Annotated in this window: 20 protein-coding genes and 1 pseudogene; 11 read left to right on the top strand and 10 right to left on the bottom strand. The window is 60.2% G+C overall.

Translation table 11 applies throughout. From position 1 onward, the window contains the following. Nucleotides 1-231: 231 nt before the first annotated feature. From C6Y32_RS13825 to gyrA, 5 genes and pseudogenes are all read left to right on the top strand, one after another. Nucleotides 232-930, top strand: a pseudogene (locus C6Y32_RS13825) (toprim domain-containing protein); the annotation flags it as partial. Between the two features lie 56 nt (nucleotides 931-986). Further along, a complete protein-coding gene (locus C6Y32_RS13830; RefSeq protein ID WP_105205864.1) occupies nucleotides 987-1631 on the top strand; it encodes a YcxB family protein in 645 nt (214 codons plus the stop codon). 10 nt (nucleotides 1632-1641) lie between these two features. Next, the gene (locus tag C6Y32_RS13835; RefSeq protein ID WP_105205865.1) at nucleotides 1642-2199 is read left to right on the top strand and encodes a hypothetical protein; all 558 of its coding nucleotides are present in this window, start codon (nucleotides 1642-1644) and stop codon (nucleotides 2197-2199) included. Between the two features lie 39 nt (nucleotides 2200-2238). Further along, on the top strand, nucleotides 2239-2940 hold the full coding sequence (locus tag C6Y32_RS13840) for a YcxB family protein (RefSeq protein ID WP_105205866.1): 702 nt from the start codon (nucleotides 2239-2241) through the stop codon (nucleotides 2938-2940). Between the two features lie 167 nt (nucleotides 2941-3107). Then, nucleotides 3108-5636 (top strand): DNA gyrase subunit A, encoded by a 2529-nt coding sequence (gyrA, locus tag C6Y32_RS13845; protein WP_105205867.1) that lies wholly within the window; start codon nucleotides 3108-3110, stop codon nucleotides 5634-5636. Nucleotides 5637-5744: 108 nt separating this feature from the next. Here gyrA and C6Y32_RS13850 read toward each other — a convergent pair whose 3' ends face one another. Beyond that, nucleotides 5745-6725, bottom strand: a complete 981-nt coding sequence (locus C6Y32_RS13850) for a nucleoside hydrolase (RefSeq protein ID WP_105205868.1) — start codon at nucleotides 6723-6725, stop codon at nucleotides 5745-5747. Between the two features lie 175 nt (nucleotides 6726-6900). Between C6Y32_RS13850 and C6Y32_RS13855 the strand changes: the two genes are divergently transcribed. The 5 genes from C6Y32_RS13855 to C6Y32_RS13875 all read left to right on the top strand — a co-directional run bounded on the left by C6Y32_RS13855 (nucleotide 6901) and on the right by C6Y32_RS13875 (nucleotide 11979). Further along, nucleotides 6901-7746, top strand: coding sequence for an aminotransferase class IV (locus C6Y32_RS13855; RefSeq protein WP_105205869.1), 846 nt, complete (start codon nucleotides 6901-6903; stop codon nucleotides 7744-7746). A 251-nt stretch (nucleotides 7747-7997) separates the two neighbouring features. Further along, nucleotides 7998-8870: a putative manganese transporter gene (locus C6Y32_RS13860; RefSeq protein ID WP_164998298.1), complete on the top strand. Its 873-nt coding sequence runs from the start codon at nucleotides 7998-8000 to the stop codon at nucleotides 8868-8870. A 90-nt stretch (nucleotides 8871-8960) separates the two neighbouring features. Beyond that, nucleotides 8961-9893 (top strand): carbohydrate kinase family protein, encoded by a 933-nt coding sequence (locus tag C6Y32_RS13865; RefSeq protein WP_105205871.1) that lies wholly within the window; start codon nucleotides 8961-8963, stop codon nucleotides 9891-9893. A gap of 13 nt (nucleotides 9894-9906) precedes the next feature. After that, nucleotides 9907-10962, top strand: a complete 1056-nt coding sequence (locus tag C6Y32_RS13870; protein WP_105205872.1) for an ADP-ribosylglycohydrolase family protein — start codon at nucleotides 9907-9909, stop codon at nucleotides 10960-10962. Further along, on the top strand, nucleotides 10963-11979 hold the full coding sequence (locus C6Y32_RS13875; protein WP_105205873.1) for an ADP-ribosylglycohydrolase family protein: 1017 nt from the start codon (nucleotides 10963-10965) through the stop codon (nucleotides 11977-11979). Nucleotides 11980-12891: 912 nt separating this feature from the next. Here C6Y32_RS13875 and C6Y32_RS13880 read toward each other — a convergent pair. From C6Y32_RS13880 to C6Y32_RS13915, 9 genes are all read right to left on the bottom strand, one after another. After that, nucleotides 12892-13860 carry a D-2-hydroxyacid dehydrogenase gene (locus C6Y32_RS13880; RefSeq protein ID WP_105205874.1) on the bottom strand — a complete coding sequence of 323 codons (969 nt, stop codon included), beginning with the start codon at nucleotides 13858-13860 and terminating at the stop codon, nucleotides 12892-12894. Then, complete coding sequence (locus C6Y32_RS13885) at nucleotides 13857-14756, bottom strand: patatin-like phospholipase family protein (protein WP_105205875.1); 900 nt, start codon at nucleotides 14754-14756, stop codon at nucleotides 13857-13859. The genes C6Y32_RS13880 and C6Y32_RS13885 overlap by 4 nt, the downstream gene beginning before the upstream one ends. 393 nt (nucleotides 14757-15149) lie before the next feature. Beyond that, complete coding sequence (locus tag C6Y32_RS13890) at nucleotides 15150-15350, bottom strand: hypothetical protein (protein WP_105205876.1); 201 nt, start codon at nucleotides 15348-15350, stop codon at nucleotides 15150-15152. A gap of 63 nt (nucleotides 15351-15413) precedes the next feature. Then, on the bottom strand, nucleotides 15414-16025 hold the full coding sequence (locus C6Y32_RS13895; protein ID WP_105205877.1) for a hypothetical protein: 612 nt from the start codon (nucleotides 16023-16025) through the stop codon (nucleotides 15414-15416). Nucleotides 16026-16039: 14 nt separating this feature from the next. Next, nucleotides 16040-16594 (bottom strand): anaerobic ribonucleoside-triphosphate reductase activating protein, encoded by a 555-nt coding sequence (gene nrdG, locus C6Y32_RS13900; protein WP_105205878.1) that lies wholly within the window; start codon nucleotides 16592-16594, stop codon nucleotides 16040-16042. 82 nt (nucleotides 16595-16676) lie between these two features. Beyond that, the gene (locus C6Y32_RS13905) at nucleotides 16677-18461 is read right to left on the bottom strand and encodes an ABC-F family ATP-binding cassette domain-containing protein (protein ID WP_105205879.1); all 1785 of its coding nucleotides are present in this window, start codon (nucleotides 18459-18461) and stop codon (nucleotides 16677-16679) included. Between the two features lie 169 nt (nucleotides 18462-18630). Next, entirely contained in the window at nucleotides 18631-19551 is a 921-nt protein-coding gene (locus tag C6Y32_RS13910; protein ID WP_105205880.1) for a carbohydrate kinase family protein, read from the bottom strand. A 336-nt stretch (nucleotides 19552-19887) separates the two neighbouring features. Continuing rightward, nucleotides 19888-20058 (bottom strand): anaerobic ribonucleoside-triphosphate reductase, encoded by a 171-nt coding sequence (gene nrdD / locus C6Y32_RS15190; protein WP_129589461.1) that lies wholly within the window; start codon nucleotides 20056-20058, stop codon nucleotides 19888-19890. 189 nt (nucleotides 20059-20247) lie between these two features. After that, nucleotides 20248-22524, bottom strand: coding sequence for an anaerobic ribonucleoside triphosphate reductase (locus tag C6Y32_RS13915; RefSeq protein ID WP_105205881.1), 2277 nt, complete (start codon nucleotides 22522-22524; stop codon nucleotides 20248-20250). A gap of 569 nt (nucleotides 22525-23093) precedes the next feature. Here C6Y32_RS13915 and C6Y32_RS13920 point away from each other — a divergent pair. Beyond that, complete coding sequence (locus C6Y32_RS13920; RefSeq protein ID WP_105205882.1) at nucleotides 23094-23756, top strand: 4Fe-4S double cluster binding domain-containing protein; 663 nt, start codon at nucleotides 23094-23096, stop codon at nucleotides 23754-23756. Nucleotides 23757-23761 lie beyond the last annotated feature (5 nt).

The raw sequence follows: 23761 nt of genomic DNA on the forward strand, positions 1-23761 counted from the left end.
CCCCCCCCCCGACCCCCCCCCCCCCCCCCCCCCGCCCCCTCCCCCCCCCTCAGGTGCGGGGGGGGAAGGGCCGCCCCCGTTTACACCGCAAAACAGCCCGCCCCGCCCCGGCCGCGGCCGCCCCCCCCGCCCGACAGGAAAACCGCCGCCCCCCCAAGGGGCTTTCTTTTAAACACATCAAGATGTGAAAAAGAGCCAGCCCCCCCCCGCCGCAAAAACGCGCTCGAGACCGCCGCGCTGCCCGGCAAACTGGCCGACTGTGCCAACACCGACAACGTAAACACCGAGATCTACATCGTGGAGGGCGACTCGGCCGGCGGCTCGGCCAAAATGGGCCGCGACTCCAGCTTTCAGGCCATCTTGCCGCTGTGGGGCAAAATGCTCAACGTCGAAAAGGCCCGCATGGATAAGGTCTACGGCAACGACAAGCTCACCCCCATCGTGCTGGCGCTGGGCTGCGGCATCGGCGACGACATCGACATGAGCAAGATCCGCTACGGCAAAGTGGTCATCATGGCCGATGCCGATGTCGACGGCTCCCATATCCGCACCCTGCTGCTCACCTTTTTTTTCCGCTACATGCGCCCCCTGCTCGAGGACGGGCGGGTATATCTGGCCCAGCCGCCGCTCTACAAGATCTTCCGCGGCAAAAAGGTCTATTACGCCTACAGCGACAAAGAGCGCGACGACTACATGGCAAATCTCGAGGGCAAATGGGAGATCGCCCGCTACAAAGGCCTGGGCGAGATGAACCCCGAGCAGCTGTGGGAGACCACCATGAACCCCGAAAACCGCATCATGATCAAGGTGGAGGTGGAGGACGCCGCCCGCGCCGACGAGATCTTCACCATCTTGATGGGCGACAAGGTGGCCCCCCGCAAGGAGTTCATCGAGAAAAACGCCAAATACGTCACCGACCTGGATATCTGATATCCGCCGGCGTGCAGCCTTTTTTCGCGGCAAATCTAACAGTTTGGAGTACCACTATGCAAGAAAACCTGCAACTGACCTATATCAACGACCAGGACGACTGGTATGAGTTCTCGCTGTTCGAGCAGTACTGGAGCTGTCTCGACGATCGGGATCACGCCTCCCGCAGCCTGATGATCCAAATGTTTTTCGTGCTGGGGTTCACGGTGCTGTTCACCTTTGCCCCCTTTATCGATAAAAACTACCTCTGGATCTCGCTGGTGGCCTCGGCCATGTTCTTTATCAAGTTCTTTTTCGAGTACTTTTCCGGCTACGACGCCGACTACAAAAATATGAAACGGCTCTACGAGAACCTGCGCGACCACAACATCGTCAACATCTACGACGAGAAACTCACCGTCGATTTCGGCGACAGAGAGATCAACATCCGCACCGACGAGTACCGCCGCTTTTTCGAGTGGGAGGACGTGGAGTACATCCAGGAGACCGACAACCTCATCATCCTGCGCATCCGCGCCTCCAACAAAAAAAATCTGCAGGGCTTCCAGCGCCTCATCATCTCCAAGCGCTATATCTTCCCGCAAAAGCTCGAGCAGCTCTGGGCCCTTTTAAACGAGAAAAAGGCCCAGTATCATATCCCCCAGCTGCTCCCCGACGAGGTGATGAATAAATTGGTGCTGCCCACCAAAGAGAGAGGATAGGTCTCACAGCATGCAACAACCAACACCAGATAAAAAAGAGCCGCTCCTACAGGTACAGTTTCAGGTATCTCTGGCCGACTTTTACGCCTTTAACCAGCACGTCACCGCCGGCCTCATAAAAAAGAGCAAAAAAAAGGTCACCACCTTCGGCATACTCGAGGTGGTCATGGCCATCGTCTTTATGGTCACCAATCTCGTCACCAAAGATCAAAATGCCTTTTTCATGATCCTGTCGGTATCCATGCTGGCCATGGGCCTGTTCTCCATCTTCTTTTATCCGCTCTTTTTCGAGCGGCAGATGGCCAAGGCAGTCAAAAAAAATTACCAGCAAAACGACTATTTTAAAGAGCCGGTCCAGCTGACCTTTTACCGCGATGCAGTCAGCGAGCGCTCCTGTGTCGGTGAGGGAAGCCTCCAATACAGCGAGATCAAAGACGCCTACTGGCTGGGCGAGAACCTCATCCTCAGCCTGTCCGAGACCGGCGGCTACATCCTGCCCGGCGACCAGATCGAGCGCGCCACCCTCGAGCAGGTAAAGTCGCTCATCGACGGGCACATCAAAAAATAACGGGCCGGCGCCGCCCCTTTTAACGAGGAAGGTAGATCCATGGCATTACCCATACAGCTGCACTATCAGCTCGACCGCGATCAGACCCGCGAGATCTATATGATCGTGGGCGGCAAAAAAGAGAAAAAACTCTATTTTTGGATGTTTGGCTTTCTGGCCTTTGGCTTTCTGTGCAACATCCTCTATATCATCACCACCCGTACCAGAGTGGGCTCCGGCCAAAACACCTTTATGGGGGCCGACTGGCAGAGCATCATGTCCTCGGCTTTCGTCATCGTGGTCTGCGTCTGTCTGGCGCTGTTCTACCACGCCTTTTCCCGCCGCCGGCGGGAGGAGATGATCGACCTGCTCGAGCAGCAGTTTTCCGACAACACCATCGTCCTGGGGGCCGAGAGCTTTCGCTACCGCAGCGTCTCCTCCCGTCCCGGCAGCTACGATGCGCTGCTCGCGCAGAGCGAGCGCGGCCAAACGCCCGGCAGCCGTGTCAAAGAGATCTATCTCGACTACGAAAAGCTGTACGAGGCCCACGAGAACGACCACTACTTCCTGCTCATCACCGGTAAGCAGGAGTATGTGCCCATCCCCAAATCGCTCATGAAGAGAGAGGATTTCGCTGCGCTCTCCCGGGTCCTGACCCGGGATCTGGGTAAGTGGTTTATCAAAAACGGCCGCCCCAACGTAGAGGTGGAGATGCAAAAGGTATTCGGCCTCACCGAGGACCGCAGCCGCGACAAAAAGTAACACCGGGCGCCGCCAGGCGCCATACAGGCCGCTAGCGGGCGCCAAACGGCCGCCCCGGGCCTGTCTTTGCACATACATGTACATTCGGCACCGATCACCGCACGGGTCGGCCGCACCCCCCAGCCGGGGGCCCGGCCGGCAGGATCGCTAGAGAAATGGGGAGAACTATGGAGAACGATAAGACCAAGGTCATAGTAGTCGACATCGAAAAAGAGATGAAAAAGTCGTACCTCGACTACTCGATGGCCGTGATTGTGGGCCGCGCGCTGCCCGATGTGCGCGACGGCCTCAAGCCGGTGCACCGCCGCATCCTGTACACCATGTTCGAGCGCGGCCTCACCGCATCCAAAGGCTTTAGAAAATGCGCCGATACCGTCGGCGCCGTGCTGGGCAGCTACCACCCCCACGGCGACGCCGCCGTGTACGATGCGCTGGTGCGCCTGGCACAGGATTTCTCGCTGCGCTATCCGCTGGTCAACGGTCAGGGCAACTTCGGTTCCATCGACGGCGATCCCCCGGCCGCCTACCGTTATACCGAGGCCAAGATGGCCAAGATGGCGGAGTTCATGCTCACCGATATCGAGAAAGAGACGGTCGACTTTAAACCCAACTACGACGACCGCCTGCAGGAGCCGGAGGTACTGCCCTCCCGCTTTCCCAACCTGCTGGTAAACGGCTCTACCGGTATCGCCGTGGGCATGGCCACCAACATCCCGCCCCACAACATGCGCGAAGTCATCGACGGCATGGACTTCCTCATCGACCACCCCGATGCCTCGGTGGCCGAGCTGATGGACTACATCAAGGGCCCCGACTTTCCCACCGGCGGCATCATCATGGGCTACTCCGGTATCCGCGCGGCCTACGCCACCGGCCGCGGCAAGATCACTCTGCGGGGCCGGGCCGAGATCGTAGAGGGCAAAAACGGCCGCAGCCAGATCATCATCACCGAGATCCCCTACATGGTCAACAAGTCCCGCCTGGTAGAGAGCATCGCCAACCTGGTCAAAGAAAAGCGGGTCGAGGGCATCTCCGGCCTGCGCGACCAGTCCAACATGGCCGGTATCAAGATCGTGGTGGAGCTCAAAAAAGACGCCATCCCCCAGGTCATCTTAAACCAGCTGTACTCCTACACCCAGTTGCAGGATACGGTGGGCGTCATCATGCTGGCCATGTGTAAGGGAGAGCCCAAGGTGCTCACCTTAAAAGAGATGCTCGAAAACTACATCGAGTTTCAAAAAGACGTGGTCACCCGCCGCACCAAGTACGACCTGCGCAAGGCCCAGGAGCGGGCCCATATCCTCGAGGCGCTGCACACCGCGCTCGACTATATCGACGAGGTCATCGATATCCTGCGCTCCTCCAAGTCGATTGCCGAGGGCAAAGAGCGGCTCATGGAGCGCTTTGGCTTCGACGACGTGCAGGCATCGGCCATCGTCGCTATGCGCCTGGGCCAGCTCACCGGCTTAGAGCGCGAAAAGATCGAGGAAGAGTTGGCTGGTCTCATGACCCTCATCGGCGAGTTAGAGGCCATTTTGGGCGACGAGAGCCTGCTCATGCAGAAGATCAAAGATGAGGCCAACGCCATCCGCGAGAAGTACGGCGACGACCGCCGCACCGAGATCGCCGCCGTCAGCGGCGAGGTGGATATCGAGGACCTCATCCCGGTCGAGCAGTGCGTGCTCACCCTCACCCGTTTCGGCTACATCAAGCGCCAGCCGGTCAGCACTTACAAGGCGCAAAAGCGCGGCGGCCGCGGCATCGCCGGCATGACCCGCCGCGACGAGGACTTCGTCGACGAGCTGTTTATCTGCTCCTCTCACGACTATGTGCTGTTCATGACCAACAAGGGCCGCATGTACCGCCAGAAGTGCTACCAGATCCCCGAGGGCTCCCGCACCTCTAAGGGTATCAACATCGTCAACCTCCTGCCGCTGGAGGAGGGAGAAAAGGTCAACTCCATGATCCGCGTGTCCGAGTTTAAAGACGACGAATACCTGGTCATGGTCACTAAGCACGGCATCGTCAAGCGCACCCCGCTCAGCGAATACCAGACCAGGCGCCGTGGCGGCATCATCTGCATCTCGCTGGAAGACGGCGACGAGCTGGCCTGGGTGCGGCAGACAAACGGCCACCACCAGCTCATCGTGGCCACCAAAAAGGGCCGCGCGCTGCGCTTCGACGAAAACGACGCCCGTCCCCTGGGCCGTACCGCCCACGGCGTAAAGGCCATCACGCTGCAAGATGGCGACGAGGTGGTGGGCATGGCCCGGGTGCGCGAAGGGGCCACACTGGCCACCGTCACCGAGCACGGTCTGGGCCGCCGTACCGATCTCGACCAGTACCGCCTGCAAAACCGCGGCGGCAAAGGTATCACCAACTACAAAGTCAGCGGTCAGGGCGGCGACGTCTGCGGCATCAAGGTGGTCGATGAGGACGACGATCTCATCATCATCTCCTCCAACGGGGTCATCATCCGCATGAACGTCTCCGACATCAGCATCCAGTCCCGCTACGCCCAAGGCGTGCGGGTCATGCGGGTGGCCGAGGACGAAAAGGTGGTCACCGTGGCCAGAGCCGAGCGCGAGGAAGAGGAAGACGCTGGCGAGGAGAGCGGCGACGACCAGCAGCTGCCGGCTCCAGAGACCGAGTCCCCTGCTGCCGGCTCCGAGTCCCCCGATACCGAGCAGGCGTAAAAGCATAAAAAAGAAAAGAGGCGCTGTCACGGCAGCGCCTCTTTTTTTGTCTATTTCGTGGCAGATCGCCCCGTTTTTACAATTTGGTAACATTTAAAGCGGTGCTCTTTACCGCTCGGCCATCGCCGCCAGCAGCACTGCCAGCGCCCGCTCTTTGTCCACCGTGTAGGCCACAGAGGTGGGCGCATCCTTTTTCGCCGTCGCCCGGTGGTCGCACAGCAGCTGCCCATCCGATATGCTGCCCCCGATATCGATATCGCAGGGGATCTGCTCCTGACAGCTGATCACCGACGGGTCGATGACTGCACACACCGTCAGCGCGTCGTGCACCGCCGTCCCATTTGTATCGGCGTTGCCTTTCATCTCCTCGAATTCCAGCCGATGGCGGATCAGCTGGCCGGCAAATTCACCGGCCGGGGTACCCAGATCTAAAAATTTCTGTGCATCCGCCCAGTCGAAGCGGGCCGAGCCGGTGGCGTTCAGGGTCAAAATGCGCACTTTGGCGCCGCAGCCCAACACGATCTTGGCCGCCTCCGGGTCGGCATAAAAGTTAAATTCCGCCGCGGCGGTGCGGTTGCCCAGGTTATCTCCCCCGCCCATACACACGATCTCCTCAATGTGCTCCACAATGCTGGGGTCCATGCGCAGAGCCATAGCAATGTTGGTGCAGGGCCCCACCGGTATCAGCGTCACCTTCTCGGTGCTGTGGCGCAGCGCCTGTACCAGATAGGCCGCCGCCGGCATCTCCTCGGCGCGGCAGGTGGCCTCCGGCAGGTCCAGCGTCTTCTGGTGCAGCGAAAACTCCTTGCCGTCTTTTATCATTTTTTGCACGTCCTGCTGCCCGCCGTTTTGCGAGCGGCCCGGCAGCAGCTTTTTCACCATGGGCTCGCTGCTGCCGGCATATACCGGTACCCCGCCCCCCATGTACGATACCACCCGCAAGGTGTTGTCCAGCGTGTAGCACAGCGGCTGATTGCCGTGGGTCACAGTCACCGCCATCAGCTCGATCTGCGGCGACCGCATAGCGGCCATAATAGCCACAGCGTCGTCCGAACCGGTATCCACATCTAGTATCACTTTTTTAGGCATAGCAATAACTCTCCTTTTTCAAGATGCGCCCTTATCGTATAAAGGCAATACCTAACATGGCCATAAAGGCACCTTGTCGTATCGCACACCAATAGTATAGCACCGCGCAGGGTACTTGCCAATGGGTTGAATGCATAGTATACTGTTTTTTATAAGATCAGCGAGGTGGAACTCTATGACCGATATCGGCTACTACGATGGGCAGATCGGCCCTATCGATACCCTCAAGGCACCCATCACCGACCGGGCGCTCTACTTTGGCGACGGCGTGTACGACGCCGCCGTCTGCCAAAACGGCCGCCTTTTTGCCCTCGATGAACACCTGGACCGCTTTTATGACAGCCTGCGTCTGCTGCGCATCCCCGCCCCCATGGAAAAAAGCAGGCTGTCCCAGCTGCTGTGCGATCTGGCCGGCCGGGTCGACCCGGCCCACAGCTACCTGTGCTACTGGCAGGCCAGCCGCGGCGCGGCCCCGCGCAGTCATGCCTTTCCCCAAAACAGCGCGCCAAAACTCATGGCTTTTATTCAGCTGATGCCGCTGGACGACGTCAAAAAGCCCATGCGTCTCATCACCGTGCCCGACACCCGTTTTCTGCACTGCAACATCAAAACGCTCAACCTCATCCCCAATGTGATGGCCTACCAGCAGGCAGTCGAGCACGGCTGTGACGAGGTGGTGTTTCACCGCGACGGCCGGGTCACCGAAGGGGCCCACTCCGGTATCGCCATGTTTCGCGGCGGCGTGTTCTGCACCCCGCCACTAGACGCCTATATACTGCCCAGCATCACCCGCAAACACTGCCTGCAGCTGTGCGAACAGTTGGGTATCCCCACCAGCCAGCAGCCCTTTACCCTGGAGGAGCTCATGACAGCCGACGAGGTGCTGGTGCTCTCCACCGGCTGTATGGGCGCACCGGTAGCCAGTATCGACGGGTGCCCGGTCGGCGGGCGGGCCCCGCAGCTGCTCGGCCAGCTGCAGCGCGCATACTGGCAAAAATACACACAGCAGATGCAGCTGTAACTGTAGGGCTCTCTACTACAGCTCCATAGCGCCAAAAATATTCGGGCAGGCGGCCAAAAACAGGGTCGCCTGTCCCTGTTTTTATACTCGCTTTTTGGGGCGGCGCAGGGCTCAGCGGCGCGGCCGACACCTGCACATTGTTACAAAAAACATTTGACAGGTGGTTTATAATAAAGATGTATCCAGGGCGGCCGCCCGGCAGAAGATGCAGATTTCTCCTCTGCCCCGGCCGCCCCATTTTCGGAGGCATTATGGACTTTTTAGACGTCATTTTAGACACCCTCAAAGATGCGGCCAAAATGCTGCCCTTTTTATTGGGGGCCTATCTGCTCATCGAGTATTTTGAACACCGCTCTACCGTCAAACTGCACGCCGTGCTCGATAGGTTCGGCCCTCTGGGCGGTGCCGTGCTGGGGGTCATTCCCCAGTGCGGTTTCTCGGCGGCCACCGCCAATCTCTACAGTCGGGGCCTGGTCACCGTGGGCACGCTGCTGGCGGTATTCATCTCCACCTCAGACGAGGCGCTGCCGGTCATGCTGGCTCACCCCGACCGCATGAAGGACACGCTCTTTTTGCTGGCGGTAAAAACGGTGCTGGCTCTCATCGTCGGCTTTGTGGTCGATCTGCTGCTGCACCGGCCGGTAGTGGTGCGCAAGTTGGGCGAGGAGCAGTCTCCCGAGGGGCACGACTGCCAGCAGCACGGCGCCGGCTGCAGCTGCCACCGCGGTCACCAGCACTCTATCTGGCGCTCGGCCATCAGCCACACACTGCAGATCTTTGTCTTTATCCTGCTGTTCATGCTGGCCTTTAATCTGCTCATCTCTCTGGTGGGTACCGCCTTTATCGAAAAGCTGTTGCTGCAAAACAGCCTGTGGCAGCCGGTGCTGGCAGCGGTCATCGGCTTTATACCCAACTGCGCCGCCTCGGTACTGCTCACCGAGCTGTACCTGGCCGGCAGCATCACCTTTGGCTCGGTCATCGCCGGCCTCACCACCGGTGCCGGGGTGGGCCTGGTCATGCTGTTTCGCTACAACAAAAATTTGCGCCAAAACGGCAAGATCATACTCACCCTGTTTGCCGTGGGCTCGCTTTCCGGTATCTTGCTCCAACTTCTGGTGGGCTAGATGTCAAAAAACAGCGGCAAACGGTAGGCACTGTGCCGGTATACAAACCGCCACCTCCAGGGCTATAATGGGCCTTGGAGGTGGTTTTTTATGGTATCCAGCGGCTATGTAGTGTGTATCGGCCGCAGTATCCGCGACGATTACTACCGCATCGATACACTGCCGGTGCTGGGCGGCAAGGTAAATGCCAGCTATCTCGAGTGGCGTCCCGGCGGGGGCATGGCCAATACCGCCAGCGTAGTGGCCGCTCTGGGCAGCCGCTGCTATATGCTGGGCGGCATGGGGCAAGACGACTACACCCAGCCGCTGATCCAGTCGGTGGCTAAATACGGTGTGTGTACCGACTACCTCGATATCTATCCCGGCCGCCCCAATGTCGTGCACCAAATACTGCTCTACGGCGAGGAGCGCATCATCCTGCTGCAAAAAATGCCTTACCGTCTCATGGTGCGCGATACACCGGCTAAGCGGGCACTGCTGCAGGGCGCCAGTTTCGTGTACTCCGATATGCTCTCCTACAAATTTCTTCCAAACGATCACCAACTCTTGACGCAGCTGGCCGCCGGCGGTACCCGTATCTTCGTCGACGCCGAGCCCACCTCCGCCACCGATAAAAGCGACGACGATTTCTACCTGCAGCTCGCGTCGGTCATCAGCTTTAATCAGGGCGCGGTCGATTACTATTTTGGCGATCGGGGTCAACAGGGCGTGCTCGATCTCATCGGCGACAGCGATAAGATCGCGCTGCTCACCCGGGGAAAAGACGGGGTGCTGGTCTGCACCCGTAATGGCTGTACGGCGGTGCCCGGCTACCCGGTAAAGGCAGTAGACACCACCGGTGCCGGCGACACCTTTAGCGGCGCCTTTATGCACGCCTTGCTGCAGCAGCAAGATCCGGTCCGGGCGGCCCGGTTTGCCTGTGCGGCCAGTGCCGTGTGCGTCTCGTCGGTCGGCGGCCGCAGCGGCGCCGTCAGCCGCCGCCAAGTGACCGAGCTGATGGACCGCTATAAAAATATCGTTTAAGGGGGTCACGCCAATGGACAGAGCCAATAGATACTACGCCGCCCTGAGTTGGGGCGCCTACGGAGATGCGCTGGGCATGATCTGTGAGGGAAAGAGCAGCGCCGTTTTATACCGGCAAAACAGCGGCCCAGTCACGGCGCTGTCGGCCATCCCGGCCGACAGCGTAAACGCCGGCAGCCCCAAGGGTTCTCTCAGCGACTTTTTTACTCTGCTCACCGCCATGCTCCAGCAGATGGCGGCAGACGGCAGCTGGGGTGTCGAACAGGCCAAAGCCGGTGCGCTGCGCTGGTCAAAAAATATCCGCTATGCCACCCAGCGCGAGCCCATCACCCAGCGGGGCATAAAGCTGTTGTCCGGTCAGCAGCTGCCCCTTACCAAACAAGACCGGGTGGCCTGCTTTAACCGCAGCGCCACCAGTGGCGGCTGCGCTGCCGGTCTGGCGGTGGCGCTCTGCCATCCCGGCGACAGCCGGCTGGTAGATGATATCATTACCGCCGCCCAGTCCACCCACCCCAATTTGCTGTCGGTCACCGGCGCCGCCGCAGTGGGCAGCGCGCTGTCGGCAGCACTGGCTACCGGCAGCCGGCTGGCCGCCATACAGCACGGGCTGGCTGCCGCCCAAAACGGCTACCGGCAGGCGCTGGGGCGGCTGGGGCAAACGGTGGGCTGTGAGCGCCTGCGCCCCACGGCAGGCCCCTCTCTGTACCGGCGCATCCAATTGGCCGTACAGCTGGGGAACGACTGCCGCGGCGATCTCGACCGCGCGGTGCAGCAGCTGGGCGATTACATCGGTGCCACCCAACAGGTGGTGGATGCGGTGCCGGCGGTGTTTGGCTGTCTCTGTGCCGCTACCAGTGCCCGGCAAGCCGTGCAGATAGCGGCCAACCTGGGTGACGACAGCCCCACGATCGCCGCCATCACCGGCCTGCTCGCCGGGGCGGTATGGCCCCAGGCCCTGCCCGATACCGACAGTCTCACCTGCATCGAGCGGGAGAATGCTCTCGACCTGCTGCCGCTGGCCGAGCAGCTTGCCCACCTTGCCCCTCTGGGCCCAAAGGAGGAGATCTAGATGGCCGCCACCTACGACCAGGTGCTGGGCTGCCTGCTCGGCGCCGCGGTGGGGGATGCGATGGGCGCCCCCACCGAGACCCGCACCATCGATATGATCAAGCATGACTTTGGCGGTTTCGTCACCGACCTGATCGATTCCCCCCTCGACGCATACGCCAACGGCGCTCCCGCCGGCCACGTCACCGACGACTTTTCTCTCTCCTACCTCACCTGCTGGGCTTTTGTAAAAGATGGCGGCATCACCGCCAGTGCCGCCCACCGGGCGCTGGTAGAGTGGTCTCACCTGCCCGAGTTCTGCGACCCCTACGTGGGTCCCACCACGCTGGCCGCTATCGCCCGTATCGAGGCCGGCCAGCCACAGCCCGATATAGGCCGGGGACCGCTGTGCGACAACCTCTACACCTCTAACGGCGCGGCTATGAAATCCGGCCCCTTTGCCCTGTTTACACCTCACAGTCTCAGCGATACCATCGACGGTGCCATCACCGCCTGTCTGTGCACCCACCCCAATGTGGCGGCGCTGGCCGGGGCCTGCGCCGTATCGGCGGCAGTGTGGCAGGCGCTGCAGCCCGGCGCATCGCTCGACGACCTGATCGAGACCGGGATCTACGGCGCCGCAGAAGGGGCCCGGCGGGCACAAAAGGTAGCCAAACCAGGCCCCGCCGCCAGCTACGAAAAGCGCATTCGTCTGGCTGTGTCTCTGGGGCTCTCCCATCAGGGCGATTTCGAGGGCGCCCTGCGGGCGATATCCGAAGTGATCGGCACCGGACTGCCGGCACTGGAGTCGGTTCCGGCGGTGTTCGGCTACATCGCCGCCAGCGGCGGCAACGCGCTGCAGGCCATCCAGTACGGGGTCAACGGCGGCGCCGATACCGACACCGTGGCCACCATGATCGGGGCTATCATGGGCGCTTACCGCGGCGCCGGTGCTTTTCCCGCCCACTATATCGATCTCATCGACGCGGTCAATCGCTACGACCTGCGCAGTCTGGCCACCGCTATCTGCGCCCTCTAATACGCCAAAAAAGCAGCTGGTGACAGGCATCAAAATCTAAAAAAACAGTGCTGGATGGGAACATGCTCCCATCCAGCACTGTTTTTCTGTTTTGTCAACGGCCCTGCGACCTCTGCCGCCTGTGCCGAGCACGGTGCCCTACCTGTGGTGCCACCGCTCTTTTTCATTTATCCGGCCGCTCCTGGTGGAAACAGCTTGAACCAGGCAGCGTCAGGCCCCTTTTTGGGGCATCATAGCCATACCGTAGCTACCTATATGTCCACGCACTGCGTGCCCATTTTTCTATATCGCTGGCCGGCGGCGCCCGGTCCCTACCATCCTCAAAATACTGCCGCGCCTGCCGGCAACTGTGCAGAGTTACCGCTTTGTGCGGGTAGGCCGGCAGTACCTGCCGTATATAGGGCAGCGTATGCATATAAAAGCCACCCAGCTACCCAGCCACCGCGGCAGATCCAGCAGTGAGTGCAGGTCCCCCCTTTTTTGTCGGGCAACATGCCCAGCTTGCGCTTTATAAAGCGTCCTAAAATACGCCGCCGGCAGATAGATCGGGGCAGACTCAAAAAAATCACGGTGTCAGCCCGCTCAAAATTGGGTGATAGCCAATCTATATATACCCCCTCTATCACCCAAGTTTGGCCGCTGTAAAAATGCCCGCAGCAGCGCGTCTCGCTCTGCCGGATCGCACCGCGTACCATACGCTGCAGTGCGGTCCAAAACAGTCTTACAGGTTGCAGTGGGGCAAACTATGTACCCGGGTAACCCGGGCACCCACGGGTTGTGGGTCGACCGCTCGGTCAAATAGGTCTTGCCCGCTCCGCTGGGGACTAGCATATGCAGGCGTATCGCTGTGTCCCCCCTCCCCCCACTTTTTCTTTAAAAAAATGCCCGGCGATTTTCGCCCGGCATTTTCGTTTAATCGAGGTTGTTTACCACATTTTGCGGCCTGCCCTCTAAAAAGGCGCGCAGATTTTCTTCCAGCACCCCCATCAGCCGCTTTCTGGCGGCAAAGGTGGCCCAGGCTATGTGTGGGGTCAGCAGACAGTTTTTGGCCTTTAAAAGCGGGTTATCGGGCAGTATGGGCTCCACCGCCACCACATCCAGCCCCGCTGCGTACAGCTTGCCGCTATCCAGCGCATCAGCCACCGCCTGCTCGTCTAACAGTCCGCCGCGGGCGGTGTTCAACAAAATGGCCCCGTCTTTCATCTTGGCGATAGCCACAGCGTCGATCATCTTTTCGGTCTCGGCAAACAGCGGGCAGTGCAGCGACAAAATATCGCTGCCCGCCAGCACCTCATCCAGCGCACAAAAGCGCAGCGTCTCGCTTTGGTACTGGGGCTTGGGGGTGCGGGTGTACACCAGCACCCGCATGCCCAACGCCTGAGCAATGGCCGCGGTGGCCATACCGGTATTGCCAAACCCCACAATGCCAAAGGTCTTGTCTGCCAGCTCTATCTGCGGGGTCTCCCAGTAGGTAAAACCGTCGCAGTTTTGCCATCTCCCGCCGTGGACCGACTGGCTGTGCAGGCCCACCGCATTGGTGATCTCCAACAGCAGAGCGATCGTCATCTGCGCCACCGAGGCGGTGGAGTAGCTGGGCACGTTGCACACCGGTATGCCCCGCTCGGCCGCCGCCTCGATATCGATGATGTTGTACCCGGTGGCCAGCAGGCCGATAAAGCGCACCTGCGGGCAGGCGTCGAGTATTTCCCGGGTAATCACCGTCTTGTTAGAAAACACCACCTCGCAGCTGCCGATATGGGCGATGGTCTCGGCGGGGGCAGTGTAGTCGTAGCAGGTAAATTCGTCGCACAGGTCGCGCAGCCCGTCCCAGCTCAGGTCGCCCGGGTTCAGCGCGTACCCGTCCAGCACCACCGCCTTCACTGCTCGGCCTCCGGCACAGTATCTGCTCGTTCATTTTCTGGGGCTTCTTTTTGTAAAAAGTCCTGTAGGGCAGCATAGTGGCTGGCCGCGTCCTGATAGCCCAGATCATACAGCGCCAGCAGCTCCTCTTTTTTGGCGCTCAGCCGGCCGATCTTAATGGCCTTTGAGGGCCTGATAACAAAGGCTGTGCCCGCCTGCTCCAGCGCGGCCAGTTCTTCCAGCTGGCGGTTGTAGGTCTCCGGCCGGTCTTTGATGCTCTTGAGCAGCAGCGGAAAGTCCTTGTAGAGACTCTTGATAAACAGGTAACTGATCGAGGGCTTTTTGCGGTATCCGTCAGGCCGGGTGAGGATGACCACACACCGGTCGTTGCCGTCGGCCAGCGCGTGTCCATAAGGGATAGAGTCAGAGAGCCCGCCGTCCAGATAGGCCCCGTCCCCCATCACCACCATGGGCGCCACCAGCGGCAGCGAGGAGGAGGCCCGCACCGCCGTCATGTCGCGGCCCATATCCGCTTTTTCGTAGTACTCGCACAGGCCGGTGTAGCAGTTGGTGCAGGTGCTCACAAAACGGGCGGGGTTCTGCTCGTAGGCGTCGTAGTCAAAGGGAAGTATCTCGTTGGGTATCTCGTCGAACAGGTAGTCCAGGTTCAAAAAGGTGCCGTTTTTCATCAGCTGCCCCAGCCCTTTATATTTGCTGGTGTGCAGCAGTTCGGTGTTGATCTTTTTGGTGCGCCCGATCTGCCCCGACAAATAGCCGGTGGCGTTGCAGGCTCCGGCCGAGGTGCCGATCACATACGGAAAAGCCAGCTCGTGCTCCATAAAGTAGTCCAGTACACCGGCGGTGTAGGTGCCGCGCAGGCCACCGCCCTCTAGTACCAGTGCGGTCTTATCATCCATGGGTCATGCCTCTCTCTTTATTAAATGTGCCGCCGTCCGCCCGGCGGTCCGTTTGGTTTTTCTCACAGGGTACAGCTACCGTATACCGGCGCCCAGGTCTGTCCGGTAGCGGTCTGTCAAAAACTTACCTTAAGGCAGCTGGTCCGGCCACCCGGCGCCGCAGTGCCGCGTCGTGCTCTGCAAAGGTGATGTTTTCACTGTCACGGGCAAAAAGCACCCGCCGCAATCCCCGTTCGCGGCACTCCGGTAACGCCAAAAGAAGCCTCTCGTCGCCGCCATTGGGGGTGGATTCTGTATCTGTATCCGATACACCCGCCAAACTGTTGCAGACAGCTGTTTAGCCGGCGGCAAATATCGGTCACCCCCACCAGCTGCCCACCTGACCGGTGCTGGTCAGGCAGCGTAGTTGGCCAGCGCCGGCTCGGCGGGCACCGTGTCCCCGCTGCCACTGCGGCTGGCGCGCACCCACCGGTACCAGCGGTCGTAGTCCGGGTGCCCCACCGGCGCAGCAACATCATCCAGGCTATCGCCCCGCCCTATAAAAGTCGCCCGGCAAGCGAGCACCGCCCGCCGGTCATCCGGTACCGGCAGCATTAGCTCGATGTGCGTCCCGCCCGCGAGCGCCGCTCCTGTGCCTGCCCCCATCCGCTCAATATTTTAAGCGCCGGCCAGGTTCGATACGAACAGCGCGCAGTAGCTGTCGTCGGCGTAGTACAGGTAATGGATCTTCTCGCGGCTGTACTCCCAGGTGTCGCCGGTGTCGTCCTTGTCCTTTTTCTTTTTGAATTTATCGTCCTGCAGCGCGTCGATCACCTCGCCGCTACCCTCTACCGGCAGCGTCTTATCCAGCGCCAAGAACAGCGGCGGCGCGTACTGGGCCACCGCATCCAGGTCGGTCTGGCCGGTGGGCCACTGGTAGTTGGCGCTGATGACCTTACCGTCGTCGTTGAGCTGCACCTTCAGCAGCAGGTCTCCCTGTTCGGTGGCGATCTTATACTGGTACAGCTCCTCTTTGCCCTGTTTGCCCTCAGCCTGCCGCTGAGCAGCTGCCGTCAGGCCGCGCTCCTCGCAGATCTTGGTATACGAGGCGTCAAACTCCTCCAGCGATACCAGATTTGCATCGCCCTTGAGCGCGTGCAGCGCGGTGCTGATGGCCAGCACCACCACGGCGGCTATGGCCGCCAGCAGCATGGTCCACACAAAGTGCTTTACGTTGGGGCTCATCTTATAGGGGTGGGTCTGCACAGTTCTCTTTACTTTCTTTGGCATGGTCCATCTCCTTTTTACATCTCTACATCGGTACGGTCATCTGAAAACGTCATATCTTCGCGGGTAACAGCTCTCTTTTCCCGCAGGCTGTCGGGCAGGTATACGATGCGCTGGTTGTCGCTTCCCCGCCACCGCAAAAGCAGATTTTTCTGCGCCAAAATAAAGCGGCCGTCCACCAGGTAGTCACACCGGCTCAGCAGCTCTATCACCGCCGGCTCGCGCTCGGCCCGCGAAAGCAGCTCCTCAAAGGTATAGCCCGAGTAGACGATGATGTTCTTTCCCCGCTGCCGCAGCGCGCCGGCCAGCACCGCCAGCGGCTCCGGCTGGCTAAACGGCTCGCCGCCGCTCAGCGTCACGCCCGATACCAGCGGGTTTTTGTCCACCGCGTCTAAGATCTTCTGCAGTGAGCAGTCGTATCCCCCCGCCGGGTCATGGGTCTGGGGGTTGTGGCAGCCGGGGCAGCGGTGGGGGCAGCCCTGCACGAACAGCGTAAAGCGCAGGCCCGGCCCGTCCACGATCGAGTCCTGCACCACACCGGCAATGCGCAGGGTGATATCTGCATAGTTCATGGGTACGCTCCTTTATCTCTGGCAGCGGGCACACCGCCCAGCCGCCGGTTTTTCGGTGTCTCAAGCAGTTGGTATAGTGGCGCTATTGCCCCTTTTGGGCGGTAATGCGGTCGTTTAAGTCGTTTAGGTATACCCAGCGCTCCATCTTCTCGTCCAGCTGGGCCTGCAGCGCCTCTTTTTGGTCAAGCAGCTCCTGCAGTTTGGCAAAGTCGCGGGCAGCTTTTTCTATCTGCCCCTCCAGCTCGCTGAGCGTCTCTTCCAGCGCGGCAATATCGCCGTCTATCTCGGCAAACTCCCGTTCCTCTTTAAACGAAAAGCGCAGCGGCCGCTCCTTTTTGGGGCGGGGCGCGGCCCTACTTTCCTTTGGGGCGGCAGTGGCGGCCTGGGGCTGGGGCCGCTTTTGCAGGTAGTCGGTGTAGCCGCCCAGGTACTGGCACACCTGCCCCTGCCCCTCAAAGCAAAATATGCGCTGTGCCACCCGGTCTAAAAAGTAGCGGTCGTGCGACACCGTCACCACCGCCCCCGAAAAGCTGTCCAGGTAGTCCTCTAAAATGGTCAGCGTCTGGATATCCAGGTCGTTGGTGGGCTCGTCTAAAAACAGCACATTGGGCGCCTGCATCAAAATGCCCAGCAAATACAGCCGCCGCTGCTCCCCGCCCGACAGGCGGCCGATCTCGGTGTGCTGCATGTCGCCGTCAAACAAAAAGCGCTCCATCATCTGGCTGGCCGTCATAGTACCGTCGGCAGTCTGTACGTTCTCGGCGATCTCGCGGATGTAGTCGATGGCCCGCTGTGTCTGGTCGAGTTCGTCGCAGGTCTGGCGAAAATAGCCCAGCTTTACCGTCTGCCCCACGTCCACACTGCCGCTGTCGGGCAGTATATCGCCGGCCAACATGCCCAGCAGGGTGGTCTTGCCGCAGCCGTTGGGGCCAATAATGCCCACCCGGTCGTCCCGCGGCATCAAATACGAAAAGTCGTCCACCAGCACCTGCTGGCCGTACTGTTTTCTCAGGTGCTCGGCGTCGAGCGTCTTGCGCCCCAGGCGAGAGCTCAGCGAAGAAAACGCCACCTGCCCCTCGGCGGCCGGCGCCTCCCGCTCAGAAAGCTGCTGGTACCGCTCGATGCGGCCGCGGCTCTTGGTACCTCTGGCGCGGGCGCCCCGCTGCAGCCAGGCCAGCTCTTTTTTCAAAATGCTCTGGCGCTTTCTCTCGCTGGCGGCGGCCATCTCCTGCCTCTCGGCCCGGCCCTGTACATAGGCGCTGTAGCTGCCCGGGTACAGGTGCAGCTGACCGCGGTCCAGCTCGGCGATCTGGCCCACCACCCGGTCTAAAAAGTAGCGGTCGTGGGTCACCATCAAAACAGCGCCCCGGTAGCCGGCCAAATAGCTCTCCAGCCAGGTCACCATGTCGGTGTCCAGGTGGTTGGTGGGCTCGTCCAGTATCAGCAGCTCGCTGGGGGCCACCAGCGCCGCGGCGATGGCCGCCCGCTTCTGCTGCCCGCCCGACAATCTGCCCGCCGGCGCGTCGTGCTGGCTGAGCCCCAACCGGTTGAGGATCGACTTGGCCTCATAGGCCTTTTGCTCCCGCTGTCCCGGCTCAATGGCCGACAATACGTACGAGAGCACCGTGTGCTCCGGCGGGATGCGGGTATCCTGCGCCAGGTAGGCGATACGCACCCCGCCGGCGCGGTCGATGTGCCCGCTGTCCGGCGGCTCCAGTCCGGCTAAAATGCGCAGCAGGCTGCTCTTGCCGGTGCCGTTTTGGCCGATGAGACCGATCTTGTCCCCCTGGCCGATATACAGGCTGCAGCCCCGCAGCAGCGGGCGCTGGCCGTATTGTAGATACAGGTCTTTGGCGTGTAAGTACATGGGTGCCTCGTTCCTCTTTCCCGGTGTGCCCGGCACAGCTGCCCCGGGCCTGTCCGCCGCCCGGTACCGGGCGCGGCCGTATACCTGCTATTATAGCATAAAATGCGGCCAATACAAAAAGGACCGGCCGCAAAAATGGCCGGTCCTCTCATGTTTTGCAAACAGAGGTCTACTTGTCCTTCAGCTCGTCGTAGTACTTGTGGGCCAGCTCCATAATGTGGGCGCTGGTCTCGGCGGTGGTCTTGGGGTAGGGGCCGTACTGCAGCAGGTTGTAGGCGGCGGCCAGGTTCGACATGATGCAGGTCATCAGGTGGTCGTTGCCCTCGAACCAGGCGTACATCGAGGCGGCGGTAGAGCAGTTTCCGCAGCCGGTCTGGTCTACGAACTCGCCCACATCTATGCTGGGGGCAAAGGCGTATTTGCCGTCGGCCACCATGTACGAGCCCTTCGAGCCCACCCGGTAAAAACAGGGCTTGCCGTAGGCCAGCAGTTTTTCCAGCACTTCCTCCTCGGTCTCTACGCCGAACAGCGCAAACGACTCGGGCTTGTTCATGGTGTACATGTCCACCTGGTCGATGATCTCCCAGGCCTTCTGCCGCAGCTCGGGCTTTATCAGCATGTTCGAGGGGGGCTCCCACATGATCTTGCAGCCGGTGGCGCGAATGTCCCCCAGATGGGCCATGACCGGCTCGCTCTCGTGGCAGTCCAGATACATGGCTTTGGCGCCTTTGCACACCGCCAGTATCTGTTCGCCGGTAATGTCGGTCTTTTCGCGGTTGCGCTTGGAAAATTCCTCCCCGTAGATGGAGTACTCGTAGTACTGGCCGTCGGGATAGTACTTGACGATATTGTAGTGGGTGTGCTCCAACACGTCAGAGAGACCGTCGCGCTTCAGGTTGTTGTCGTCCATCCACTGGCCGTAATACTTCTCAAAGTCAGGTCCCACGTTCGAGACGTACAGCACATTGTCGGTAAACAGCCGCACCCCTTCCAGGGCAAAGATGGCCCCGCCCAGGTGGCAGTCGCTCTTGGTGCCGTCGGCGAACACCACGTCGTTGGTGATGGTGATGCCAGCTACGATATAATCCATATAAAAACCTCCTCCAAAGTCCTGCCGCTACATAAAAAACAGCGCGGGAGAGAAACCCCACCCCGCTGTGTGTCGGTCATACCCCTACTATAAGCTGCCATAAATCCTTTTGCAAGGCCTTTTTCTCACATTGTTAAAGGCTACAGATACCCGCCGGCCACATGCGCTATAGTGCACAAAAAAGCGGCTGCCACCCCGTCTGTTCCCCTGCTTTTTTTGTGAAAGGTGCGGCATTTTTAGTCGCTCTTTTCTATGTCCTGTCACCCGGCAAAAAAAGAGCGCCCGGCCGGGCCCGGGCGGGGCTCAGTCAGGCGCTCTCTCAAGCGGCATCCGCGCTTACAGCTTCTGCATCTGCACGTCGTGTTTTACCCGGTCGTGCTCCTCGGCGCGCTTGGCGTTGTTCCAGTGGTCCATGGTGCCCACCAAATAGCCGGTGATGCGGCGGATGCGCTCAAAGCCCACCCCTTCGCCGATGTATTTTTCATTGGTCGCGGTGTTCTGTGCCATAGTCGTTACCTCCCTGGTCGCGGCAGGGCCCCAGGCCCTGTACGGTCTCCTGTTTGCTGCTTATAAAAAGTGTATGTCTATCTTCGCGGTGCGCGGCTGCGCGCTCGGCAGCCGGCCCGGTGCTTGTGTAGGCGTTGATTCCGGTGTTCATGTGTGCGTAGGTGTTCTCGCCAGTGCCGCTCCTTCTGTCTATTCAATGCCCACGAACTGGGGCACCCCGGGATACTGGCGCTGCAGCTCCCTGAGCTTTTCGGGGCTGATCCCCTCCCCCTCCCGCCGGCCGCAGCGGGGACACACGTCGCCGATGATGCCGGTATAGCCGCAGATCGGGTCGCGGTCTACCGGGTGGTTGATCGACCCGTAGCCGATGCCCGCCTCTTTCATGCAGCGCACGATCTGCTCAAAGGCGTCCAGGTTCTGCAGGGGGTCGCCGTCCAGCTCCACATACGAGATGTGGCCGCCGTTGGTCAGATTGTGGTACGGGGCCTCCAGCCTTATCTTGTCAAAGGCGCCGATGGGGAAATACACCGGAATGTGGAAACTGTTGGTGTAGTAATCGCGGTCGGTCACACCGGGTATCTCGCCGTACACCTCGCGGTCGATGCGCACGAACCGGCCCGACAGCCCCTCGGCCGGGGTGCCGATCAGCGAGTAGTTGAGCCCGGTGCGCTTACTCTCGGTGTCACAGCGCTTGCGCATAAACCCGATGATCTCCAGCCCCAGGTTCTGGGCCTCTTTGCTCTCGCCGTGGTGCGCGCCGATCAGCGCTTTCAGGCACTCGGCCAGACCGATAAAGCCAATAGTCAGGGTACCGTGTTTGAGCACCTCGCCCACCGTGTCCTCCGGCCCCAGCTTCTCCGAGTCGATCCATACCCCCTGCCCCATCAGGAAGGGGTAGTTCTTCACTTTTTTCTGGCACTGGATCTTAAAGCGGTGGTTGAGCTGGTCGATGACCAGGTCGATCTTGCGGTCCAGCTCCTCAAAGAACCAGTCGATGTCGCCGTGGGATTTTATGGCGATGCGCGGCAGGTTGATCGAGGTGAACGACAGGTTTCCCCGCCCGCTCACGATCTCCCGCTCGGGGTCGTAGTTGTTGGCCATCACCCGCGTGCGGCAGCCCATGTAGCCGATCTCGGTCTCCGGGTGGCCGGGCTTATAGTACATGGCGTTAAACGGTGCGTCCAAGAACGAGAAGTTGGGGAACAGCCGCTTGGCCGATACCTTGCAGGCCAGCTTGAACAGGTCGTAGTTGGGGTCGCCGGGGTTGTAGTTCACCCCTTCTTTTACCTTGAAGATGTGGATGGGGAAGATGGGGGTCTCGCCGTTGCCCAGCCCCTTCTCGGTGGCCAGCAGCACGCTCTCGATAACCAGCCGGCCCTCGGGGCTCACGTCCATGCCGTAGTTGATCGAGCTAAACGGGATCTGTGCCCCGGCGCGCGAATGCATGGTGTTTAAGTTGTGTACCAGCGCCTCCATGGCCTGGTAGCAGGCGCGGCGGGTCTCTTTCACCGCGTAGGTCTTGGTGTGTGCAGCTACCGTCGCGGCGGTCTCGGCACTGCAAATGCCGTCTTGCAGCGCCGCCTTCAGCGCATCTTCAAAGCTCTCGGCGTCTTCCAGCGCCGGGGCAAAACTGGCCTTTTGCAGCTTATCCAGCACCGCTGCGGCGGCCTGCTGCCCGTCGGGCAGGTCGGCCAGCAGCTCCAGGCACTTACCCAGGTTCTGCCGGTACAGCCGGTTATAGGTCTTGATCACGCCTTTGGCCAGCGCATAGTCAAAGTTGGGGATCGACTGGCCGCCGTGCTGGTCGTTTTGGTTAGACTGGATGGCGATGCAGGCCAGCGCCGCGTAGGATTGGATGTCGTTGGGCTCGCGCAGATGGCCGTGTCCGGTAGAAAAACCGCCGGTAAACAGCTTATCCAGGTCGATCTGGCAGCAGGTGGTGGTCAGCGTGTAAAAATCCATATCGTGGATGTGGATATCGCCCTTGATGTGGGCCTGCGCGTGCTCGGGGTCGAGAATAAACATCTCGTAAAAGCGCTTGGCCCCCTCCGAGCCGTACTTGAGCATGGTGCCCATGGCGGTGTCGCCGTCGATGTTGGCGTTCTCGCGCTTGATGTCGTTTTCCGCCGCGTCCTGAAAGGTCAGGTCCTCATACACCTTCATCAGGCGCGAGTTCATCTCCCGCACCTTGCTGCGCTCGGCCCGGTACAAAATGTACTCTTTGGCGGTGCGGGCGTGCCCCTGGTCCACCAGTACTTTCTCCACCGCGTCCTGAATGTCCTCCACTGTGGGAGAGGTGTTGTGCAGTTCCCCCTCCAGGTACTGCTCCACCATGCCGGCCAGCTCCTTGGCCGTCTGGTAGTCCTGCCCGCCCAGCTGTGCGGCGGCCAGAAAGATGGCGTTGGCGATCTTATCGCTGTCAAAGCGGACCGTGCGCCCGTCTCTCTTCACAATGGTCTCGATCATGTCGCTGTCTCCTTTTGTAGTACCATTCTATATCACATACTGTGCACCGGCAGCCAGCCGGTCGATAAGCAAAATAGCCAGGGGAACGACTGCGAAAAAATACCGTGACCACCACGCAAAGTAGCCACGACATGCATATCGGTCTGTGCTAGCATTATTTTAAGCCAACCCTCAAGGGATGTCAACAGGAAAATCCTATAATTAGTAGGTGTTTTTTATTTGAACCACTATATATTGTGTTGCTGCAAAGCAAGCTTTTGTGAAAGTGAGATATACAATATGTAATATTACAAAAAATAAATACAGATAGAATGTATACTTATTTACTCTTGTTTCCCATATCCATGCGGTTTTTGCCACTTTGCTTTACAGTGGTGCGCAAAAATTTTATACTGTGTATCAGACCACAATATCCAGTGTAGGGGTCTCTTTAAAAATTTTTTTACCCGCGCGGCAGGTCTCAAAATGCGTCCGACGAAGCCTGTCGAAAGTATATAAATGAGGTCGATCACGGCTGTGCGCTATTTACAGATGGCCACAGCGATCCATGTTTTTTGCGAGGTATCATCATGCGAGAAAAAATACAGGCGCTCTGCCGCCAGCTGGGGCTGGCGGGGGCAGAATTCGTCACCGTGCCCGATATGCCCGGAACCCCCTATGCAGTCAGCATTGCCGTGCCGCTGTCCAATGCCATCGTCGACGAGATCGACGGCGCTCCCACCCACTCCTACTTTCACCACTATCGCACCGTCAACGCCTATATCGACCACTGCCTGCTGCGTATCGGTCTGCTGCTGGGGCAACACGGCTACCGGTATATCCCCATCGGCGCCTCCCAGAGCGTCAATCTGCCCGGCTCCAGCTACCAGGGCCGCTACTCCCACAAAAAGGTGGCCTGCATGGCTGGGGCGGGCTACATCGGCAAAAGCTGTTTGTTCATCCACCACCAGTACGGCCCGCGGGTGCGCCTGGGCACCCTGTTTTGCGACTGCCCCGCGCTGGATACGCCGCCCCGCCCCACCGGCGAGAGCTGCAGCAGCTGCACGGTCTGCCAGCAGGCCTGCCCGGCGCTGGCCATTTTGGGCAAAAACTGGAACGAGGTGCGCTGCCGCGAAGAGATGTTCGATCCCGCCGCCTGTAGCCAGCACATGAAGCGCGCCTACCAGCACATCGGCCGCGGCGCGGTCTGCGGCATCTGCATGCGGGTGTGTCCCAAGGGGGGGCATCACTAGCCATA

This window comes from Neobittarella massiliensis (ex Bilen et al. 2018) (assembly GCF_900289145.1).
Taxonomy (GTDB): domain Bacteria; phylum Bacillota; class Clostridia; order Oscillospirales; family Ruminococcaceae; genus Neobittarella; species Neobittarella massiliensis.

Coding starts and splice junctions, on each gene's coding strand:
- C6Y32_RS13830 (WP_105205864.1), top strand. CDS start 987: ATGCAAGAAAACCTGCAACTGACCTATATCAACGACCAGGACGACTGG.
- C6Y32_RS13835 (WP_105205865.1), top strand. CDS start 1,642: ATGCAACAACCAACACCAGATAAAAAAGAGCCGCTCCTACAGGTACAG.
- C6Y32_RS13840 (WP_105205866.1), top strand. CDS start 2,239: ATGGCATTACCCATACAGCTGCACTATCAGCTCGACCGCGATCAGACC.
- gyrA (WP_105205867.1), top strand. CDS start 3,108: ATGGAGAACGATAAGACCAAGGTCATAGTAGTCGACATCGAAAAAGAG.
- C6Y32_RS13850 (WP_105205868.1), bottom strand. CDS start 6,725: ATGCCTAAAAAAGTGATACTAGATGTGGATACCGGTTCGGACGACGCT.
- C6Y32_RS13855 (WP_105205869.1), top strand. CDS start 6,901: ATGACCGATATCGGCTACTACGATGGGCAGATCGGCCCTATCGATACC.
- C6Y32_RS13860 (WP_164998298.1), top strand. CDS start 7,998: ATGGACTTTTTAGACGTCATTTTAGACACCCTCAAAGATGCGGCCAAA.
- C6Y32_RS13865 (WP_105205871.1), top strand. CDS start 8,961: ATGGTATCCAGCGGCTATGTAGTGTGTATCGGCCGCAGTATCCGCGAC.
- C6Y32_RS13870 (WP_105205872.1), top strand. CDS start 9,907: ATGGACAGAGCCAATAGATACTACGCCGCCCTGAGTTGGGGCGCCTAC.
- C6Y32_RS13875 (WP_105205873.1), top strand. CDS start 10,963: ATGGCCGCCACCTACGACCAGGTGCTGGGCTGCCTGCTCGGCGCCGCG.
- C6Y32_RS13885 (WP_105205875.1), bottom strand. CDS start 14,756: ATGGATGATAAGACCGCACTGGTACTAGAGGGCGGTGGCCTGCGCGGC.
- C6Y32_RS13890 (WP_105205876.1), bottom strand. CDS start 15,350: ATGCTGCCGGTACCGGATGACCGGCGGGCGGTGCTCGCTTGCCGGGCG.
- C6Y32_RS13895 (WP_105205877.1), bottom strand. CDS start 16,025: ATGCCAAAGAAAGTAAAGAGAACTGTGCAGACCCACCCCTATAAGATG.
- nrdG (WP_105205878.1), bottom strand. CDS start 16,594: ATGAACTATGCAGATATCACCCTGCGCATTGCCGGTGTGGTGCAGGAC.
- C6Y32_RS13905 (WP_105205879.1), bottom strand. CDS start 18,461: ATGTACTTACACGCCAAAGACCTGTATCTACAATACGGCCAGCGCCCG.
- C6Y32_RS13910 (WP_105205880.1), bottom strand. CDS start 19,551: ATGGATTATATCGTAGCTGGCATCACCATCACCAACGACGTGGTGTTC.
- nrdD (WP_129589461.1), bottom strand. CDS start 20,058: ATGGCACAGAACACCGCGACCAATGAAAAATACATCGGCGAAGGGGTG.
- C6Y32_RS13915 (WP_105205881.1), bottom strand. CDS start 22,524: ATGATCGAGACCATTGTGAAGAGAGACGGGCGCACGGTCCGCTTTGAC.
- C6Y32_RS13920 (WP_105205882.1), top strand. CDS start 23,094: ATGCGAGAAAAAATACAGGCGCTCTGCCGCCAGCTGGGGCTGGCGGGG.